The organism is Pseudomonas sp. S2_A10, from assembly GCF_054668465.1.
The window spans coordinates 1,635,317-1,653,498 of sequence record NZ_CP162773.1; the positions used below are offsets into that span (position 1 = coordinate 1,635,317).

An 18,182-nucleotide genomic window follows, 5' to 3' on the forward strand; every position below is an offset into this window, starting at 1 on the left:
CATGCCCGCCAGAAAAGGTTAGATCAAGGTTTTGCCATGGCGCACGAAGGTCGGTTTGACCACTCGCACCGGATACCACTTGCCACGGATTTCCACTTCGGCGCGGTCAGCGGTTGCCATCGGTACACGCGCCAGGGCAATCGATTTGCTCAGCGTAGGAGAGAAACTACCACTGGTGATCTCCCCTTCGCCAACATCGGCGATGCGCACCACCTGGTGAGCGCGCAAAACCCCGCGTTCTTCCAGCACCAGACCGACCAGTTTGTGCGCCACGCCGGCGGTTTTTTCCGCCTCCAGCGCCGCGCGGCCGATGAACTGCCGCGAGGCCGGCTCCCAGGCGATGCTCCAGGCCATGTTCGAGGCCAGCGGTGAAACGTCCTGATGAATGTCCTGACCGTACAGGTTCATTCCGGCCTCGACACGCAAGGTGTCGCGAGCGCCAAGGCCGATCGGCGAAATACCGGCACCGACCAGGTCGTTGAAGAAACCCGGCGCCTGATTGGCCGGCAGACAGATTTCCAGGCCATCCTCGCCGGTGTAACCGGTACGCGCGATGAACCAGTCGCCGTCGATGGCGCCTTCGAAAGGTTTGAGTTGCTGGATCAGCGTGGCGCGCGACTGGGTCACCAGTTCGGCAATCTTGTGCCGGGCCTGCGGGCCTTGGATGGCAAGCATCGCCAGCTCCGCGCGCTCGTGCAGTTGCACGTCGTAGGCGCCGAGCTGGGCGTTCATCCAGGCCAGATCCTGATCGCGGGTCGAGGCGTTGAACACCAGCCGGTACGCGTCGTCGAGGCGATAGACGATCATGTCGTCGACGATGCCACCGCGCTCATTGAGCATGGTGCTGTACAACGCCCGGCCGGGGCGGTGCAGACGTTCGACGTCGTTGGCCAGCAGATGCTGGAGCCAGGCCTTGGCCTGGGCGCCGGTGACATCGATCACGGTCATATGGGAAACATCGAACACCCCGCAATCGCCGCGCACTTCGTGGTGCTCCTCGACCTGCGAGCCGTAATGCAGTGGCATGTCCCAACCGCCAAAATCGACCATCTTCGCGCCGAGCGCGAGGTGCAGGTCATACAGAGGCGTACGCTGTCCCATGGGTTTCTCCTTCCGGGCGTGGCGAGGGTGCGGACCGCCGCTATACGGCTGAAAGCCTTGATGAATAAGGCTTGCAGCCGATTCCAGCGCACGGGTCTGTCAGACGAACCGCACCGAATGCCGCGCATTGTAGCCGCATGATGTAGGACTGACGACTAAGTGTTTCGGTGCGCCGAACGTCGAATCAATCCGATCACCGGCAACAGGCCAACCAGCACCAGGGTCAATGCCGGCAAGGACGCCCTCGCCCATTCGCCTTCACTGGTCATTTCAAAGATGCGCACCGCCAGCGTGTCCCAGCCAAACGGGCGCATCAGCAGGGTCGCAGGCATTTCCTTGAGCACATCGACGAACACCAGCAACGCGGCGCTCAAGGTGCCGGGCAGCAACAGCGGCAGATACACTTTGAAAAACAGTCGCGGCCCACTGACACCCAGGCTACGTGCCGCTTCGGGCAAAGATGGCCGTATACGCGCCAGACTGCTTTCCAGCGGCCCGTAAGCGACAGCGATAAAGCGCACCAGATACGCCATCAGCAAAGCTGCGAGGCTGCCGAGCAGCAATGGTTTGCCGGCACCACCGAGCCAGGCGGAGAGCGGAATCACCAGTTCACGATCCAGATAACTGAAGGCAAGCATGATCGACACCGCCAGCACCGAACCGGGCAACGCGTAGCCGAGATTGGCCAGGCCGACCCCGGAGTTGATCGCTTGGGTCGGTGCCAGACGCCGGGCAAACGCCAGCAACAGCGCAACGCTGACGGTGATCAGCGCCGCCATGGCACCCAGGTACAGCGTGTGCAGAATCAGTCCGGCGTAGCGCTCATCCAGATCGAAGCGTCCACGCTGCCAGAACCACACGATCAGTTGCAGCACCGGGATGACGAAGGCGCAGGCGAACACCAATCCACACCAGCCCGTCGCCGCGAAGGCCTTGATTCCCCGCAGGTGATACAGCGCTTTCACCCGAGGCCGCTCGTTGCTGGCTCGATTCGCCCCGCGTGCACGGCGTTCACCGTACAGCACCAGCATCACCACCAGCAGCAACAGACTGGCCAGTTGCGCGGCGCTGGGCAGGCTGAAGAAGCCGTACCAGGTTTTGTAGATGGCCGTGGTGAAGGTGTCGAAGTTGAACACCGACACCGCGCCAAAATCGGCGAGGGTTTCCATCAGCGCCAGCGCCACGCCCGCGCCGATCGCCGGACGCGCCATCGGCAGCGCAACCCGCCAGAACGCCTGCCACGGCGACTGGCCCAGCACCCGCGCCGCTTCCATCAAACCTTTGCCCTGAGCCAGAAACGCGGTGCGCGCCAGCAGATAAACGTAGGGATAAAACACCAGCACCAGCACCACGATCACCCCGCCGGTGGACCGTACCCGAGGCAGGCGCAGGCCGGTGCCGAACCATTCGCGCAACAGGGACTGCACGGGCCCGGCGAAATCCAGCAGGCCGACGAAAACGAACGCCAGTACATACGCTGGAATGGCGAAGGGCAGCATCAGCGCCCAGTCGAGCCAGCGCCGACCGGGAAATTCGCAGAGGCTGGTCAGCCAGGCCAGGCTGACACCCAGCAGAGTCACGCCGACACCGACGCCGAGGATCAGCGTCAGGGTATTGCCGAGCAGACGCGGCATCTGGGTTTGCCACAGGTGCGACCAGATCTGCTGATCGATGGTCTGCCACGACAGCAGCAACACGCTCAGGGGCAACAACACCAGTGCGGCGATGGCGAAGACGATGGGGTACCAGCGGCGTTGGGCGGGGTGGGCCACTTTTGGGTCTCTGGAGGGATTGGGGTGTTCTTGGAATGCGTATTTCAGGTTGGGATTGCTGCCCTCACCCTAGCCCTCTCCCGGAGGGAGAGGGAACTGACCGAGGTGCTCATGCAAACTACATCGACCTGAGATATTGAGTCGAACTCAAGTTTCGAAAACAACACAAGTTGGCTCCCTCTCCCTCCGGGAGAGGGCTGGGGTGAGGGAGCGATCTTAGATCAACAGTTACACGAAACGCCTCAGTTCCACCCCGCCCGATCCATCATCCGGATCGCCTCAGCCTGACGTTTACCCGCCACCTCAACCGGCAACGTATCAGCAACAAACTTGCCCCACGCCGCCACTTCTTCCGATGGCGCCACCGCCGGGTTGGCCGGGAATTCCTGATTCACATCAGCAAAAATCTTCTGCGCCTCAGGCGTGGTCATCCATTCGACCAGCGCCTTGGCCGCTTCCGGGTGCGGTGCATGCTTGGTCAGGCCGATGCCCGACAGGTTCACGTGCACACCACGATCGGCCTGATTCGGCCAGAACAGCTTCACCGGCAGTTCAGGCTTTTGCTTGTGCAGGCGACCGTAGTAGTAGGTGTTGACGATGCCGACATCGCACTGCCCGGCGTTGATCGCTTCCAGCACTGCAACGTCATCGGAGAACACGTCAGTGGACAGGTTGTTGACCCAGCCCTTGAGGATTTTCTCGGTCTTCTCGGCGCCGTGGACTTCGATCATGGTCGCAGTCAACGACTGGTTGTAGACCTTCTTCGCCGTGCGCAGGCACAGGCGGCCTTCCCAGTTCTTGTCGGCCAGCGCTTCGTAGGTGGTCAGTTCGCCCGGCTTCACTCGCTCGGTGGAATAGGCGATGGTCCGTGCGCGCAGGCTCAGGCCGGTCCAGGCGTGGGTGGACGAGCGATATTGCTGAGGAATATTGGCGTCGATGGTTTTCGAGGTGAAAGGCTGCAGAATGCCCATCTGCTCGGCCTGCCACAGGTTACCGGCATCGACGGTGAGCAGCAGGTCGGCGGTGGCGTTTTCGCCCTCGGCCTTGATGCGCTGCATCAGCGGCGCTTCCTTGTCGGTGATGAACTTGATCTTCACCCCGGTCTTGGCGGTATAGGCATCGAATACCGGTTTGATCAGCTCATCAATGCGCGACGAGTACACCACCACCTCATCGGCGGCCTGGGCAGTGGTGCTGCCGATCAGGGTCAAGGCCAGTGCGGTCAGAAGACGCTTGGGTGCCAACATGGGAGTGGTCTCACGGTCGGGAAAGGTGGGCCAAATGATAAGGACTCACATTTACCACCACAATCGAACACTGGGGGAAGGCGTTACCAGATGTTGCACAGCGTTTTTTTGTGTCGGGTTTGCCGACGCCATCGCTGGCAAGCCAGCTCCCACAAAGTTTTCGGTGTGTCCAACATTAATGCTTCACACCGACCACTGTGGGAGCGGGCTTGCCCGCGATGAGGTCAGCAGCAACAACGAACATCTCAGGGTTTGGCCAAGGCCGGAAGGTCCCCCGTCAACCCCAGCGCCTCGCGCACAAACAACGCCTTCGCCTCGGGCATCTGCTCGACCAGTTTCAATCCGGCATTGCGCAACCAGCGCAGCGGCAGGGGGTCGGCCTGGAACAACCGCTCGAAGCCTTCCATCGCCGCCATCAGCGCCAGATTGTGCGGCATGCGCCGACGCTCGTAGCGGCTCAGCACCTTCACGTCCGCCAGTCGCTCACCGCGCTGATGCGCTTGCAGGAGCACTTCCGCCAGCACGGCGGCATCGAGGAATCCAAGGTTCACACCCTGCCCGGCCAAGGGGTGAATGGTGTGCGCCGCATCACCGATCAAGGCCAGCCCCTCAGCGACGTAGCGCTTGGCATGGCGCTGACGCAGCGGCACGCACAGACGCGGATCGGCGCTGATCACTTCACCGAGGCGCCCTTCGAAGGCTCGCTCCAGCTCAGCGCAAAACGCAGTCTCCTCGAGCGCCATCAAGCGCTCGGCTTCAGCCGGTGTGGTCGACCAGACGATCGAGCACCAGTCCTGCTGACCATCACGCTCCAGTGGCAAAAACGCCAGCGGCCCGTGATCGGTAAAGCGCTGCCAGGCGGTTTTGCGGTGCGGCTGGCTGCAGCGCACGCTGGTGACGATGGCGTGATGCAGATAATCCCACTCGCGAGTCGCCACGCCGGTCAGACGGCGCACAGCAGAATTGGCGCCATCGGCCGCGATCACCAGCGGCGCGCGCAAGGTGCGGCCATCGGCCAGGGTCAGCAGCCAGTCATCGCCGGAGCGACGCATCTGCTCCAGCCGCGCATTGGCCAACATGCCGAGGTCGCAATCATGCAAACGCTCGAGCAGCGCATCCTGGACCACGCGATTTTCGACGATGTGGCCGAGCACATCGGCATGCACGCTGCTCGCCGAGAAATGAATCTGCCCGGTGCCGCTGCCGTCCCACACGTGCATGTCGGTGTACGGGCTGCTGCGCCGCTGGGCGATGCCGTCCCAGACACCGAGGCGCTCGAGAATACGCTGGCTCGCCGCCGACAATGCACTGACGCGCGGTTCGAACGCCGCTTCGGCAGCGAAGGGTTTGACACTCAGCGGGCTACCGTCGAGCAACAGCACTTCCAGCCCACTGTCCTGTAACGCCAGCGCCAGGGCGCTGCCGACCATTCCGGCTCCGACAATCAGCACATCTGCGCGCATTTCCATGCTTTAGGCCTGTCTCGCTTGCGGCTTGAGCCGCACGTAAAGGGTTTTACCGACCCGCGCCACAAGGTTGCCAGCGCCGTCATGAATGTCGACCTGCAACTGCGGCAGGTATTTGTCGCCGTTGGCGGTCTGCCGGCGGATCTCGTCGAGCAGGGTCTGGTCGATGTTGAACCGGGCGAACACCGGGCCTTTGCCCGGCGCATTGAAATCGATGTCGGCGGCCTTGTCCCAGACGATGTATTTCGGACCGAGGTTTTCCATGAGCATCAACATGAAGAACGGGTCGACCATCGAATACAGACTGCCGCCAAACTGGGTGCCGACATAGTTGCGGTTGTACCAGCCCAACCCCATGGACACCTGCACATCGCGAAAGTCATCGCTGATGTGGCGCACCCGCACACCCGCGCCGAGATATGGCGGGTAGCAGGTCATTACCCAGCGCATCAATCGTGCCTTGCCGAATGTGTTGCTCAGCCACTCAAGCATCCGGACGGGTTCCCAGGCCCATCGCCTGCCGGGCGAACCAGCGCTTGGCCGGTGGCAGCAGGTCGAGGCCGAGCAGGCCGAGGTTGCGCCCCAGCGACACCAGCGGCTGGGTGCTGCCGAACAGGCGCGTGACCTGATCGGAGAAGCCCACCGTCAGGTCCTGATCGAGGCGCTGCCGTTCGCGATAGGCCTGCAACGTGGCGAAGTCGCCCAGCGGCTTGTCGCTGGCCAGCAGCGCGGCAGCCAAGGCGTCGGCGTCACGCAGCGACAGGTTGAAGCCCTGGCCGGCAATCGGGTGCAGGCTGTGTGCGGCGTTGCCGAGCACGGCCAGATGCGAGCGCACCTGTTCTTCAGCTTCGATCAGCGACAGCGGATACAGATGCCGTGCGCCGACCTGTTTCAAAGTGCCGAGGCGGTAACCGAATACGCCTTGCAGCTCGCTGAGAAAATCACGCTCGCTCAACTCGGTCAGACGCTGCGCGTCCATGCCCAGACGGGTCCAGACCAAGGCGCAGCGATTGTCCGGCAGCGGCAGCAGGGCCATCGGCCCCTCATCGGTAAAGCGCTCGAAGGCCATGCCGTTGTGCGCTTCGCTCGGGGTGATGTTGGCAATCAGCGCGCTCTGGTTGTAAGGGCGCTTGCGCACGTTGATGCCCAACTGTTCGCGCAACCCGGAGCGGCCGCCATCGGCGAGCACTGCGAGATCGCATTCCAGCGTGGTTTCATCGTTGAGGGTCAGGCGATAGCCATCGGCCAACGGCTCCATGCGCGTGACTTCCGCCGGGCAGCGCCACGTGATCACGTCTTTGTCGAGGTGCTGCCACAGGCACTGGCCGAGCCAGGCGTTCTCCACCACGTAACCGAGCGCTGGCACACCCTCTTCCATCGCCGACAAGCGCGCGGTGGAGAAGCGGCCACGGTCGGAGACATGAATCTGTTTGATCGGCTCGGCGCGGCGGGAAATTTCCTGCCACACGCCCAGGCGCTGATAAATCTGCCGCGAGCCGAACGACAACGCCGAGGAGCGGGCGTCGTAGCTCGGCTGCCAGCTGTCGCCGGGGGCGAACGGTTCGATCAGGACGATCTTCCAGCCCTGCGTCTTGGCCCCGGCCTGCAACGCCAACGCCAGACTTGCGCCGACCAGACCGCCACCGATGATTGCCAGATTGACTCGACTCATGCTGCGTGTGTCCTTGCTTGTGCCATCAGCGCCTCGATCTCGGCGACGGTTTTCGGCACGCCGCTGGTGAGGATTTCACAACCGGATCGGGTCACGACCACGTCATCCTCGATGCGCACGCCAATGCCGCGCCATTTCTTCGCCACGTTCTGATTGTCCGCCGCGATGTAGATACCCGGCTCCACGGTCAGCGCCATGCCGACTTCCAGCACGCGCCATTCGCCGCCGACCTTGTACTCGCCGACGTCATGCACATCCATGCCCAGCCAGTGGCCGGCGCGGTGCATATAAAAAGCCTTGTAGGCTTCGCTGGCGATCAACTCGTCAACCTCGCCCTGCAACAAGCCAAGCTTGACCAGACCTGCGGTGATCACCCGCACCGTGGCTTCGTGCGCCTGGTTCCAGTGCTTGTTGGGGGCAATCTCGGCGAATGCCGCTTCCTGCGAAGCCAGCACCAACTCGTATATCGCCTTCTGCTCTGGCGAGAACCTGCCATTGACCGGCCAGGTGCGGGTGATGTCGCTGGCGTAGCAATCGATCTCGCAACCGGCGTCTATCAACACCAGGTCGCCGTCCTTGAGCAGCGCGTCATTCTGCTGGTAATGCAGGATGCAGCTGTTGCGCCCGGCGGCGACGATCGAACCGTAGGCCGGCATCTTCGCCCCGCCCTTGCGGAATTCGTAATCCAGTTCGGCTTCGAGGCTGTATTCATACAGCCCCGGACGACTGGCCTGCATCGCGCGGATATGCGCCTGCGCCGAAATCCGCGCGGCTTCGCGCATCACCTTCACTTCTGCCGCCGATTTATACAGGCGCATGTCGTGCAGGAGGTGATCCAGGGCAACGAATTCATTCGGCGGCTGCGCACCGAGGTGCGCCTTGGAGCGGATCACGTTGATCCAGTCCATCAGGTGTCGATCGAATTCGGGATTGCTGCCCATCGCCGAATACACCCGGTCGCGGCCTTCGATCAGGCCGGGGAGAATGTCGTCGATGTCAGTAATCGGAAAGGCGTCGTCGGCGCCGTACTCGCGGATCGCGCCTTCCTGCCCGGCGCGCAGGCCATCCCACAATTCGCGCTCGGCATTGCGTTCACGGCAGAACAGGATGTACTCGCCGTGCTCGCGGCCGGGCATCAGGACGATGACGGCCTGTGGCTCGGGAAAACCGCTGAGGTACTGGAAGTCGCTGTCCTGACGGTAGACGTGCTCGACGTCGCGGTTGCGGATGGCCACCGCGGCGGCGGGCAGGATCGCGATGCTGTTGGGTTCCATCTGCGCCATCAGGGCCTTGCGGCGACGGCTGTATTCCGCTTTGGGGATATGGGTCATGGGCAGATGGCTTTCCCTGGCACGCGATTAATGCAGCGAAGGTTTGGCCGCTGGCGGCACATCGGACTTCTTGGTTTCCGAGAACAGCAGCAACGGCGCGACGCGCAGGTATTCCATGACTTCCATGTAGTCGGATTCGCCGTCTTCGGATTCTTCCAGCGCGTCCTGCACCTGGGAAATGGCTGCCAGATCCTGCAGCACTTCGGTGGCTTCGGTGCTGAGCATGCTGCTGTCGCGGCAGTTCAGGCCGAAACCGCTGAGGAAGCCCTGGCACCACTCGCCCAGCGCAGCAGCGCGGTCGGCCAGCGGTGCATCGTCGATCGGCAGCAGCAGAACGACGGTGACGTCGTCGCCGGTCAGCTCGCCTTTGACCATCTCCTGCAGGCCGATCAGGGCGTTGCGGACGTTGTCCTGGATATCGCCTTCGAGCAGTTCGGCGGCGTCGATCAGCCAGCCTTCGTGATCGAAGCCGGCCCCGGCGCAACTGCGCCCGAGCAGCACGCCGTGCAGTTCGGCAGGCGAGACGTTGTGGCCGCTGGCAGTCAGCAGGGTGGCAAAGGCTTGGTACGGGGAATTCGCAATGGTCATGGGCAGCTAGGCGCCAGACGGCGCTATGTCTAGAATGAAGGCCTTGTATCCTACATCGACAGCCCCGCCAAGACCATTAAAGGCTGTCCGCCAGTCACCACCCATCAGACGAACACGTGGACCCAATGGAAGACACCGACCTGCAAGCGCTGATGGCCAGACTCGAACTGCTGATTGGCCGAGTCGAGCAACTTAAGAGTCAAAACGCACTCTTACTAGCTCAGGAAAAAACCTGGCGCGAGGAACGCGCTCACCTCATTGAAAAAAACGAAATCGCCCGGCGTAAGGTCGAATCGATGATTTCGCGCCTCAAGGCCCTGGAGCAAGACTCATGAGTTCAAGCAATAGCGTTACCGTGCAGATCCTCGACAAAGAGTATTCGATCATCTGCCCGCCGGAAGAACGCAGCAATCTGGTCAGTGCCGCGCGCTACCTGGACGGCAAGATGCGCGAGATCCGCAGCAGCGGCAAAGTCATCGGTGCCGACCGCATTGCCGTGATGGCCGCGCTGAACATCACCCACGACCTGTTGCACAAAGAAGAGCGCCCGGACATCCAGGCCAGCGGTTCGACCCGCGAACAGGTGCGCGACTTGCTCGATCGTGTCGATCTGGTCCTGGCCGACGATCAGAACACCGTCAAGGGCTGATTCGCCTGACAGCTTGAGGTATACTCGCGGCACTCCCTGGGGTGCTTGCCAGTTGACGATGTCCCGGAGCCGATTCGCACTACCCTGGAAGTTGCACGTTGGGCTGGTGTGCATGTCCGCTAGACGGAAAGCCTTAAAGTCTACTGCTTCTTCCACCTTGAACTTTCGGGTTCAAGGGCTGAGTTGACAGCGGTTCATCCGGGGAGCCTGATTCGAATCCGATGTCGGTGTATGCCGACATCGGATTTTTTATGCGTACGTTTTTGCATCCACCTGCCGAAGCCGAACCATGACCGAACCCGCGCTGCTGCCCCGTCCGCAACTCCGCCGTCTGCTGCGCAAGGCACGCCGCGCACTGACGCCAGGCGAACAACGCCAGGCGGCCAAAGGCCTGTTCCGCCAATTGGCGCAAGACCCGCACTTTCGCCGGGCGAAACATATCTCTCTGTATTTGCCCACCGACGGTGAAATCGATCCGCGCCTGCTCCTGCGCGAAGCCCAGCGTCGCGGCAAGGCGACTTATCTGCCGGTACTCAGCGCGTGGCCACGAACGAAAATGGTCTTCCAGCGCATCCGCCCCGGCGAAAAGCTCACCCCCAATCGCTTCCGCATCCTCGAGCCCCGGGCCAATCTGGCTCGGCAACGCAAGGTCTGGGCGCTGGATCTGGTGCTGTTGCCGCTGGTAGGGTTTGACGATGTCGGCGGGCGCCTGGGCATGGGCGGCGGATTTTATGATCGCAGCCTCGCCTATCTGGCCCGGCGCAAGAACTGGCGCAAGCCGACGCTGCTGGGCCTGGCCCATGAGTGTCAGAAGGTCGAACGTCTGGCGCAGGCGAGCTGGGATGTTCCGTTACAAGGCACGGTCACCGACAAGGCGTGGTATTTCGCAGAGTAGACGCCGCATGGAACAGCGGCGTCGAAGAGACAGGTTCAGCGTTTGAAAGCGGTCGACTGTTGCACCTGTTGCGCCACTTCAATCGGCGCGTCGGTCTTGTTCGCCCACAGGCTCTGCGCGTAACCGGTGGTCACCACGCCCAGGCCAAACAAAATTACCAAAGTCCATAGCAAATCCGGTTTGCGTTTCATCGATTGCCCCCCTCAAGGCACATCATCACGATGACAGCAGCGGTTTCCGTTCGTAGGCCGTGCAGCAGCGTCAAGCTTTAAAGGCCGGCATTTTGCGGCAACGTGAACCTGTGCGCAAACGCTGACGTCAACCGACTGTCGGTTTGTCATAAAATTGCCCGACAACCTGCCCAATGACCGCTTCAGGAGCACACGACATGGCCTACTGGCTGATGAAATCAGAGCCCGACGAACTCTCGATCAAGGGTCTGGAAAAGCTCGGCAAGGCGCGCTGGGACGGGGTTCGCAACTATCAGGCGCGCAATTTCCTGCGGGCGATGGCGGTCGGTGACGAGTTCTTTTTCTACCATTCCAGCTGCCCCGAGCCGGGGATTGCCGGGATTGGCAAAATTATCGAAGCAGCGTATCCCGATCCGACGGCGCTGGAGCCAGACAGTCACTACTTCGATCCGAAAGCTACGCCGGAGAAAAATGCCTGGAGCGCGATCGATGTCGAGCATGTCGAGACGTTTGCGCGGGTGTTGAAGCTCGATTATCTGAAGCAGCAGACGGCGCTGGCAGAAATGCCACTGGTGCAGAAGGGCTCGCGGTTGTCGGTGATGCCGGTGACGACGGAGCAGTGGGCGGCAGTTATCGCGCTCAAACCCTGATTCATTTTTGCCTGATAAATAGCTTTCGCGAGCAGGCTCGCTCCCACAGTGGATTGGTGGTGATGCACATTTTTGCATTCACCGAATAACCCTGTGGGAGCGAGCCTGCTCGCGAAGGGGCCTGCCCGGACAGCGAATGACTTACTGAATGATCAGGTTGTTGAACAACAGATCCTCAACAACAGGCTTGCCGGTCTCGTCATTCATGACCTGCTGGGTCTGCTTCAACGCTTCCTGACGCAGCTTTTCCTTGCCCTCGATGCTGCCCATCGCCTCGGTCGACTGCTGAGTGAACAACGCCACCAGCTGATTGCGGATCAGCGGCTCGTTGGCCTTGACCAGTTTGGTCGCCTCCTCACCAGTCACACGCAATGCCACATCGGCCTTGTAGACCTTGAGCTTGGCGGTGCCGTCCAGGCCATAGTTGCCGACGAACGGCGGGCTCAGGGTGATGTAATTGACCTTCGGCGCCTCGCCTTCGTTGGCTTCTTCGGCCAGTGCTGCCACAGGCAGAGACAGGGCCAGCAACAACATGATCCACGCTTTCACAATTCGCTCCTTATCCGGTTTGCGGCCTAGCATAACGACCCGCCGCGCAAGCACAAGCTTATGGCTGACTATCAGGGCCGGGCATGCTCGTTGACCCGTTGATTCACACACCTACACTTATCGGCCATCACTCCCAAAGGAATAGCCCTGATGAAAGCCGTGCTGTGCAAAGCCTTCGGCCCTGCCGAATCGCTGGTGCTGGAAGACGTCGCCAGTCCTGTCGCGAAGAAGAATGAAATCCTGCTGGACGTGCACGCTGCCGGAGTCAATTTCCCGGACACGCTGATCATCGAGGGCAAGTACCAGTTCAAACCGCCCTTCCCGTTTTCGCCGGGCGGTGAAGCGGCGGGCGTGGTGCGTGAAGTCGGGGAAAAGGTCAGCCATCTGAAAGTCGGCGACCGGGTCATGGCCCTGACTGGCTGGGGCAGTTTTGCCGAGCAGGTGGCGGTGCCGGGCTACAACGTCCTGCCGATTCCGCCGTCGATGGATTTCAGCATCGCCGCTGCATTCAGCATGACCTACGGCACCTCGATGCACGCGCTCAAGCAACGCGCCAACCTGCAACCGGGCGAAACCCTGCTGGTGCTCGGCGCATCGGGCGGCGTCGGCCTCGCCGCCGTGGAGATTGGCAAAGCCATGGGCGCCCGCGTGATCGCCGCCGCCAGCAGCGCCGAAAAACTCGCGGTGGCCAAGGCTGCCGGCGCCGATGAGCTGATCAATTACAGCGAAGCCAGCCTCAAGGAGGAGATCAAGCGCCTCACCGACGGCCAGGGCGCCGACGTGATCTACGACCCGGTCGGCGGCGACCTGTTCGACCAGGCCATCCGCGCCATCGCCTGGAACGGCCGCCTGCTGGTGGTCGGCTTCGCCAGCGGACGCATCCCGGAACTGTCGGTCAACCTCGCCCTGCTCAAGGGCGCGGCGGTACTCGGCGTGTTCTGGGGTTCTTTGCCCAACGCCAGCCACAGGACAATGCAGCCAACTTCCAGCAGCTGTTCGCCTGGTTTGCCGAGGGCAAGCTCAAACCGCTGGTGTCGCAGGTGTATCCGCTGAGCAATGCCGCGCAGGCAATCGATGATCTCGGTCAGCGCAAGGCTGTGGGCAAGGTTGTCGTTCAGGTTCGTTAACAACATGGAGCGATCCGGAGCAACCATCCGGATCGCTTTAGCGTTGAGGTCTGCCTCTCCCATGCGCAAAACCGCAGAAACCCACCCGAGCCACCATTCCCTCAGCGCCGCGTACTTGTCTCAGAGCGACATGTTCAGAAAGGAACGTTCATCTGCCCAAATTTCCGCTGTTTTGCCGACGTGAAGCGATGCTATTTTCGGTAACGAAACTGTAACATTCGCATCCGCAGTCAAAACAAGAAAACTGGAGCTCTTGAATGTTTGCTTTCTTTCGTCCTGCCGCACATCAGGCTCCATTGCCTGAAGAAAAAATAGACAGCACCTACCGCCGCCTGCGCTGGCAGATCTTCGCCGGTATCTTTATCGGCTACGCCGGTTACTACCTGCTGCGCAAGAACTTCTCCCTGGCCATGCCGTACTTGATCGATGAAGGCTACAGCCGTGGCGACCTCGGCCTGGCGATGTCGGCGATCGCCATTGCGTATGGTTTGTCGAAGTTCCTCATGGGCCTGGTGTCCGACCGTTCCAACCCGCGCTTCTTCCTGCCGTTCGGTCTGCTGGTCTCGGCCGGGGTGATGTTCATTTTCGGTTTCGCGCCGTGGGCAACGTCCAGCGTGACGATGATGTTCATCCTCCTGTTCATCAACGGCTGGGCGCAGGGCATGGGCTGGCCGCCGAGCGGGCGGATCATGGTGCACTGGTGGTCGCAGAAGGAACGCGGTGGCGTGGTGTCGGTGTGGAACGTGGCGCATAACGTCGGCGGCGGTCTGATCGGCCCGCTGTTCCTGATCGGCATGGGCCTGTTCAACGACTGGCACGCGGCGTTTTACGTCCCGGCAGCAGTCGCACTGGGCGTAGCGGTATTCGCCTTCATCACCATGCGTGACACCCCGCAATCGGTCGGCCTGCCGCCGATCGAGCAGTACAAGAACGACTACCCGGAAGGCTACGACGCCAGCCACGAAGACGAATTCAGCGCCAAGGAAATCTTCGTCAAATACGTGCTGCGCAACAAAATGCTCTGGTACATCGCTCTGGCCAACGTCTTCGTCTACTTGCTGCGCTACGGCGTGCTGGACTGGGCGCCGACGTACCTGAAGGAAGCCAAGGGCTTCACCGTGGATAAAACCTCGTGGGCCTATTTCTTCTACGAGTGGGCGGGCATTCCGGGCACGCTGCTGTGCGGCTGGATGTCGGACAAGATCTTCCGTGGCAACCGTGGCCTGACCGGCATGGTGTTCATGGCCCTGGTGACTGTCGCGACCCTGGTTTACTGGCTCAATCCGGCCGGCAATCCGATGGTCGACATGATCGCCCTGCTGTCGATCGGCTTCCTGATCTACGGCCCGGTGATGCTGATCGGCCTGCAAGCGCTGGAACTGGCGCCGAAGAAAGCCGCCGGTACCGCAGCGGGCTTCACCGGTCTGTTCGGTTATCTGGGGGGTTCGGTCGCGGCCAGTGCGGCGATGGGCTACACCGTTGACCACTTCGGCTGGGATGGCGGTTTCGTGCTGTTGGTCGGCGCTTGCCTGCTGGCGATGGCCTTCCTTGCGCCAACGCTGTGGCACAAGCAAGTCGCCAGTCAGAGCCGTGAAGCGGTCGCCTGATCGCTGTGTGATTTACAGCGCTTGAGCCGCGCCTCCAGATTTCGATCCGGCATGGCGTGGCTGCGCAGGGCGTGCGCGGTCTGCTCGACATAATCGCGAGTGGTGCCGTAACGCCCGCTGGCGCTGGCGAACACCTGGCTGAGCACATGATCCGGCAAGTTGCCGGCGTAGCTCGGCAGGTGGCGCTCCAGAACGAAGCCCAAGGCCTGCACCTGAGTGCCATCTTCGAGCCGGCAATTGAGCCAGTGCGGGCGATACGAGGGAAACGGCATCTCGCGTTTCCACAGCGCGTACAGCGCGGTATCGAGATTGTCTTCCGGCAAGCGGTAGGCAAAACCGCTGCATGAACCGCCGCGATCCAGACCGAACACCAGGCCGGGCATTTCCGGCGTACCCCGATGCTCGTGGGACCACAGGTACAAGCCGCGATGGTAGCCATGCACCCGACCGCGCATGCGCTCGACTGCCGTGCATTCCGGCCGCCAGATCAGCGAACCATAGGCGAACAGCCACACCGGCCCGCCCTTGTGGCGCGCCATGGTCGATTGCATGGAAGCGAGAAGTTGTTCGTGCGTCAGCTGCGGCCCAAGATCGAGCCGCGGAGGGTAAGCCAGGTTCAGGATTGCGTTTTCAATGGCGCTCATGGCGAATAGCGTTCAGCTCCCCGCGGGTGAAGAATTACTTAATAGAACGCACCGTTGTAACAATAAGGCACATATGTTTTAAGGCAAATTAAGTGCCACTGATTAATTGCCTGATTCATATATAACCTAGCGATATTTACTGTTTAAGGTAAATACCGATCGGCTATATACCAAGTTATAAGTCTCAGGAGCGCGGCGCGTAGGCGAACACATCAGCGCGCATCTGATGCGCATCCATCCCCGCCTCGACCAGCGCGTCCAGCGTGCCGTAAACCATCGCCGGCGAACCGCTGGCATAGACATGCAGCGGCTTCAGATCGGGGAAATCCTCGCAAACCGCTTCGTGCAACATCCCGCAGCGCCCTTCCCAGCCGCACTGGTCGCTGACCACTTTGTGCAGGAACAGATTGGGCAGCTTCAGCCATTCGTCCCAGTGCTCGATCTGATAAAAGTCTTCTGGACGGCGTACGCCCCAATACAGATGCACTGGATGCTTGAAGCCTTCGGCGCGGCAATGTTCGATCAGGCTGTGAATCTGGCCCATGCCGGTGCCGGCGGCGATCAACACCAGCGGACCGTCGGGTAGTTCCGCAAGATGTGTGTCACCGAACGGCAGCTCGACACGCACCAGCGGGTTGCGTTGCAGCTGCTCGATCAGGCTCAACGCACTGGTTTCGCGCGCCAGCACATGGATTTCCAGATCACGTCCGCCGTGGGGCGCCGAAGCCATGGAGAACGCCGATTTCTCGCCGTTCTCACGCTCGATCATCAAATATTGCCCGGCGTGATAGCGCGGCGGCTTGCCCGCCGGTGCACGCAGACGCACGCGCCAGGTGTCGCCGCCGACCTCGCGGCACTCGATGACCTGACACGATAGGCTGCGCACCGGCAATTCACCGAGTGCGAGCACGCCATCCCACAACAGCACGCAGTCTTCCAGCGGTGCGGCGATGCAGGTGTAGAACTCGCCATGGTCGTGGACTTTGCCGGCCTGCTCGACGCGGCCCTCCACCAGCAGCGCTGCACACACGTGGCAATTGCCGTTGCGGCAGCTTTGCGGGCAGTCATAGCCCAGGCGCCGCGCACCGTCGAGAATCCGCTCACCGGGCTGTATCTCGAGCACTGCTCCGGAAGGCTGCAGGGTTACACGCATCAATCTATTCCTAACTGATTCCAGATGGCATCGATCCGTTGGGTGACGGCGTCGTCCTTGACGATCACGCGGCCCCACTCGCGAGTGGTTTCGCCCGGCCACTTGTGGGTGGCATCCAGGCCCATTTTCGAGCCCAGGCCGGAGATCGGCGAGGCGAAGTCGAGGTAGTCGATCGGCGTGTTATCGATCATCACCGTATCGCGCTTGGGATCCATGCGCGTGGTGATAGCCCAGATCACGTCGTTCCAGTCGCGGGCGTTGATATCGTCGTCAGTGACGATAACGAACTTGGTGTACATGAACTGTCGCAAAAACGACCAGACACCGAGCATCACGCGCTTGGCATGCCCCGGATACGACTTCTTCATCGTCACCACGGCCATGCGGTACGAGCAGCCTTCCGGCGGCAGGTAGAAGTCGGTGATTTCCGGGAACTGCTTCTGCAGGATCGGCACGAACACTTCGTTCAGCGCCACGCCGAGAATCGCCGGCTCATCCGGCGGCCGCCCGGTGTAGGTGCTGTGATAGATCGGCTTGATCCGGTGGGTGATGCGCTCGACGGTGAACACCGGGAAGCTGTCGACTTCGTTGTAGTAACCGGTGTGGTCGCCATAAGGGCCTTCGTCGGCCATTTCGCCCGGATGAATCACGCCTTCAAGGATGATTTCGGCGGTGGCCGGTACTTGCAGATCGTTGCCACGGCACTTGACCAGTTCGGTACGGTTGCCGCGCAAGAGCCCTGCGAAAGCATATTCGGAGAGGCTGTCCGGCACCGGCGTTACGGCACCGAGAATCGTCGCCGGATCGGCGCCAAGGGCCACGGACACCGGGAACGGCTGGCCCGGGTGCTTCTCGCACCACTCGCGGAAGTCGAGAGCGCCGCCACGATGGCTGAGCCAGCGCATGATCACCTTGTTGCGGCCGATCACTTGCTGGCGGTAGATACCGAGGTTCTGGCGTTCCTTGTTCGGGCCTTTGGTGACCGTCAGGCCCCAAGTGATCAGCGGGCCGACGTCGCCGGGCCAGCAGGTCTGCACCGGCAACATCGCCAGATCGACATCGTCGCCTTCGATGACCACTTCCTGGCATACCGCGTCTTTGACGACTTTCGGCGCCATCGAAATGATCTTGCGGAAGATCGGCAGTTTCGACCACGCGTCCTTCAAGCCCTTCGGCGGCTCCGGCTCCTTGAGGAAGGCCAGCAGCTTGCCGATTTCGCGCAGCTCGCTGACCGACTCGGCGCCCATGCCCATGGCCACGCGCTCGGGGGTGCCGAACAGGTTGCCGAGCACCGGAATGTCGTAACCGGTAGGCTTCTCGAACAGCAGTGCCGGGCCTTTGGCCCGCAACGTGCGGTCGCACACCTCAGTCATCTCCAGCACCGGCGAGACGGGAATCTGGATGCGTTTCAACTCTCCGCGCTGCTCAAGCTGCTGCACGAAATCCCGAAGATCCTTGAATTTCATTGACGATGGCACCCTCAAAATAGGCGTACATCCTACCTGCTCTGAGGAGCAAACAGCAGCCCGTCATTGCTCGA

At 61.6% G+C, this 18,182-nt stretch carries 19 protein-coding genes, 1 other RNA gene and 1 pseudogene; 8 read left to right on the forward strand and 13 right to left on the reverse strand.

Annotated features, from left to right (window positions below):
• Positions 1-18 precede the first annotated feature (18 nt).
• From gcvT to AB4N41_RS07575, 8 genes are all read right to left on the reverse strand, one after another.
• Complete coding sequence (gene gcvT, locus AB4N41_RS07540; RefSeq protein ID WP_460138374.1) at positions 19-1,101, reverse strand: glycine cleavage system aminomethyltransferase GcvT; 1,083 nt, start codon at positions 1,099-1,101, stop codon at positions 19-21.
• Positions 1,102-1,256: 155 nt separating this feature from the next.
• Positions 1,257-2,873, reverse strand: coding sequence for an ABC transporter permease (locus tag AB4N41_RS07545; RefSeq protein WP_252877083.1), 1,617 nt, complete (start codon positions 2,871-2,873; stop codon positions 1,257-1,259).
• A 242-nt stretch (positions 2,874-3,115) separates the two neighbouring features.
• Entirely contained in the window at positions 3,116-4,120 is a 1,005-nt protein-coding gene (locus tag AB4N41_RS07550) for an extracellular solute-binding protein (protein WP_110599906.1), read from the reverse strand.
• A gap of 245 nt (positions 4,121-4,365) precedes the next feature.
• Positions 4,366-5,583 carry a 2-octaprenyl-3-methyl-6-methoxy-1,4-benzoquinol hydroxylase gene (locus tag AB4N41_RS07555; RefSeq protein ID WP_236167917.1) on the reverse strand — a complete coding sequence of 406 codons (1,218 nt, stop codon included), beginning with the start codon at positions 5,581-5,583 and terminating at the stop codon, positions 4,366-4,368.
• A gap of 9 nt (positions 5,584-5,592) precedes the next feature.
• Entirely contained in the window at positions 5,593-6,078 is a 486-nt protein-coding gene (locus AB4N41_RS07560) for a DUF4442 domain-containing protein (RefSeq protein ID WP_252877084.1), read from the reverse strand.
• Positions 6,071-7,258, reverse strand: a complete 1,188-nt coding sequence (gene ubiH, locus AB4N41_RS07565) for a 2-octaprenyl-6-methoxyphenyl hydroxylase (protein WP_252877085.1) — start codon at positions 7,256-7,258, stop codon at positions 6,071-6,073. Before ubiH ends, AB4N41_RS07560 begins: the two co-directional genes overlap by 8 nt.
• Complete coding sequence (gene pepP / locus AB4N41_RS07570) at positions 7,255-8,589, reverse strand: Xaa-Pro aminopeptidase (RefSeq protein ID WP_041476895.1); 1,335 nt, start codon at positions 8,587-8,589, stop codon at positions 7,255-7,257. Before pepP ends, ubiH begins: the two co-directional genes overlap by 4 nt.
• Before the next feature lie 27 nt (positions 8,590-8,616).
• The gene (locus AB4N41_RS07575) at positions 8,617-9,177 is read right to left on the reverse strand and encodes a YecA/YgfB family protein (protein WP_252877086.1); all 561 of its coding nucleotides are present in this window, start codon (positions 9,175-9,177) and stop codon (positions 8,617-8,619) included.
• A 125-nt stretch (positions 9,178-9,302) separates the two neighbouring features.
• On the opposite strand from AB4N41_RS07575, the gene AB4N41_RS07580 reads away from it, so the two are divergent.
• From AB4N41_RS07580 to AB4N41_RS07595, 4 genes are all read left to right on the forward strand, one after another.
• Positions 9,303-9,512 (forward strand): TIGR02449 family protein, encoded by a 210-nt coding sequence (locus tag AB4N41_RS07580; RefSeq protein ID WP_007911197.1) that lies wholly within the window; start codon positions 9,303-9,305, stop codon positions 9,510-9,512.
• Positions 9,509-9,826, forward strand: coding sequence for a cell division protein ZapA (locus AB4N41_RS07585; protein ID WP_056791703.1), 318 nt, complete (start codon positions 9,509-9,511; stop codon positions 9,824-9,826). The genes AB4N41_RS07580 and AB4N41_RS07585 overlap by 4 nt, the downstream gene beginning before the upstream one ends.
• A 30-nt stretch (positions 9,827-9,856) precedes the next feature.
• A non-coding RNA gene (gene ssrS, locus AB4N41_RS07590) (6S RNA) lies at positions 9,857-10,035 on the forward strand.
• Between the two features lie 80 nt (positions 10,036-10,115).
• Entirely contained in the window at positions 10,116-10,721 is a 606-nt protein-coding gene (locus AB4N41_RS07595) for a 5-formyltetrahydrofolate cyclo-ligase (protein WP_024014742.1), read from the forward strand.
• Positions 10,722-10,756: 35 nt separating this feature from the next.
• On the opposite strand, the gene AB4N41_RS07600 is transcribed toward AB4N41_RS07595, so the two are convergent.
• Positions 10,757-10,912, reverse strand: coding sequence for a hypothetical protein (locus tag AB4N41_RS07600; protein WP_024014743.1), 156 nt, complete (start codon positions 10,910-10,912; stop codon positions 10,757-10,759).
• 197 nt (positions 10,913-11,109) lie between these two features.
• On the opposite strand from AB4N41_RS07600, the gene AB4N41_RS07605 reads away from it, so the two are divergent.
• Positions 11,110-11,562, forward strand: coding sequence for an EVE domain-containing protein (locus AB4N41_RS07605; RefSeq protein ID WP_041476899.1), 453 nt, complete (start codon positions 11,110-11,112; stop codon positions 11,560-11,562).
• A gap of 141 nt (positions 11,563-11,703) precedes the next feature.
• Here AB4N41_RS07605 and AB4N41_RS07610 read toward each other — a convergent pair whose 3' ends face one another.
• Positions 11,704-12,111, reverse strand: coding sequence for a flagellar basal body-associated protein FliL (locus AB4N41_RS07610; protein WP_252877087.1), 408 nt, complete (start codon positions 12,109-12,111; stop codon positions 11,704-11,706).
• Positions 12,112-12,261: 150 nt separating this feature from the next.
• Between AB4N41_RS07610 and AB4N41_RS07615 the strand changes: the two are divergent.
• The 3 genes and pseudogenes from AB4N41_RS07615 to glpT all read left to right on the forward strand — a co-directional run.
• Positions 12,262-13,008, forward strand: a pseudogene (locus tag AB4N41_RS07615) (NADPH:quinone oxidoreductase family protein); the annotation flags it as partial.
• A gap of 41 nt (positions 13,009-13,049) precedes the next feature.
• Complete coding sequence (locus AB4N41_RS07620; protein WP_460138413.1) at positions 13,050-13,238, forward strand: zinc-binding dehydrogenase; 189 nt, start codon at positions 13,050-13,052, stop codon at positions 13,236-13,238.
• 257 nt (positions 13,239-13,495) lie between these two features.
• Positions 13,496-14,845 (forward strand): glycerol-3-phosphate transporter, encoded by a 1,350-nt coding sequence (gene glpT / locus AB4N41_RS07625; protein ID WP_252877089.1) that lies wholly within the window; start codon positions 13,496-13,498, stop codon positions 14,843-14,845.
• Here glpT and AB4N41_RS07630 read toward each other — a convergent pair.
• The 3 genes from AB4N41_RS07630 to ubiD all read right to left on the reverse strand — a co-directional run bounded on the left by AB4N41_RS07630 (position 14,821) and on the right by ubiD (position 18,108).
• Positions 14,821-15,489: a gamma-glutamylcyclotransferase gene (locus AB4N41_RS07630; protein ID WP_024014748.1), complete on the reverse strand. Its 669-nt coding sequence runs from the start codon at positions 15,487-15,489 to the stop codon at positions 14,821-14,823. The two genes, glpT and AB4N41_RS07630, sit on opposite strands and share 25 nt — an antisense overlap.
• A gap of 184 nt (positions 15,490-15,673) precedes the next feature.
• Positions 15,674-16,642, reverse strand: coding sequence for a CDP-6-deoxy-delta-3,4-glucoseen reductase (locus AB4N41_RS07635; protein ID WP_056791686.1), 969 nt, complete (start codon positions 16,640-16,642; stop codon positions 15,674-15,676).
• Positions 16,642-18,108: a 4-hydroxy-3-polyprenylbenzoate decarboxylase gene (ubiD, locus tag AB4N41_RS07640; protein WP_039757427.1), complete on the reverse strand. Its 1,467-nt coding sequence runs from the start codon at positions 18,106-18,108 to the stop codon at positions 16,642-16,644. The genes AB4N41_RS07635 and ubiD overlap by 1 nt, the downstream gene beginning before the upstream one ends.
• Between the last annotated feature and the right edge of the window lie 74 nt (positions 18,109-18,182).

Coding starts and splice junctions, on each gene's coding strand:
- pepP (WP_041476895.1), bottom strand. CDS start 8,589: ATGACCCATATCCCCAAAGCGGAATACAGCCGTCGCCGCAAGGCCCTG.
- AB4N41_RS07575 (WP_252877086.1), bottom strand. CDS start 9,177: ATGACCATTGCGAATTCCCCGTACCAAGCCTTTGCCACCCTGCTGACT.
- AB4N41_RS07605 (WP_041476899.1), top strand. CDS start 11,110: ATGGCCTACTGGCTGATGAAATCAGAGCCCGACGAACTCTCGATCAAG.
- AB4N41_RS07560 (WP_252877084.1), bottom strand. CDS start 6,078: ATGCTTGAGTGGCTGAGCAACACATTCGGCAAGGCACGATTGATGCGC.
- AB4N41_RS07600 (WP_024014743.1), bottom strand. CDS start 10,912: ATGAAACGCAAACCGGATTTGCTATGGACTTTGGTAATTTTGTTTGGC.
- glpT (WP_252877089.1), top strand. CDS start 13,496: ATGTTTGCTTTCTTTCGTCCTGCCGCACATCAGGCTCCATTGCCTGAA.
- AB4N41_RS07555 (WP_236167917.1), bottom strand. CDS start 5,583: ATGCGCGCAGATGTGCTGATTGTCGGAGCCGGAATGGTCGGCAGCGCC.
- AB4N41_RS07550 (WP_110599906.1), bottom strand. CDS start 4,120: ATGTTGGCACCCAAGCGTCTTCTGACCGCACTGGCCTTGACCCTGATC.
- gcvT (WP_460138374.1), bottom strand. CDS start 1,101: ATGGGACAGCGTACGCCTCTGTATGACCTGCACCTCGCGCTCGGCGCG.
- AB4N41_RS07635 (WP_056791686.1), bottom strand. CDS start 16,642: ATGCGTGTAACCCTGCAGCCTTCCGGAGCAGTGCTCGAGATACAGCCC.
- ubiD (WP_039757427.1), bottom strand. CDS start 18,108: ATGAAATTCAAGGATCTTCGGGATTTCGTGCAGCAGCTTGAGCAGCGC.
- ubiH (WP_252877085.1), bottom strand. CDS start 7,258: ATGAGTCGAGTCAATCTGGCAATCATCGGTGGCGGTCTGGTCGGCGCA.
- AB4N41_RS07630 (WP_024014748.1), bottom strand. CDS start 15,489: ATGAGCGCCATTGAAAACGCAATCCTGAACCTGGCTTACCCTCCGCGG.
- AB4N41_RS07585 (WP_056791703.1), top strand. CDS start 9,509: ATGAGTTCAAGCAATAGCGTTACCGTGCAGATCCTCGACAAAGAGTAT.
- AB4N41_RS07580 (WP_007911197.1), top strand. CDS start 9,303: ATGGAAGACACCGACCTGCAAGCGCTGATGGCCAGACTCGAACTGCTG.
- AB4N41_RS07595 (WP_024014742.1), top strand. CDS start 10,116: ATGACCGAACCCGCGCTGCTGCCCCGTCCGCAACTCCGCCGTCTGCTG.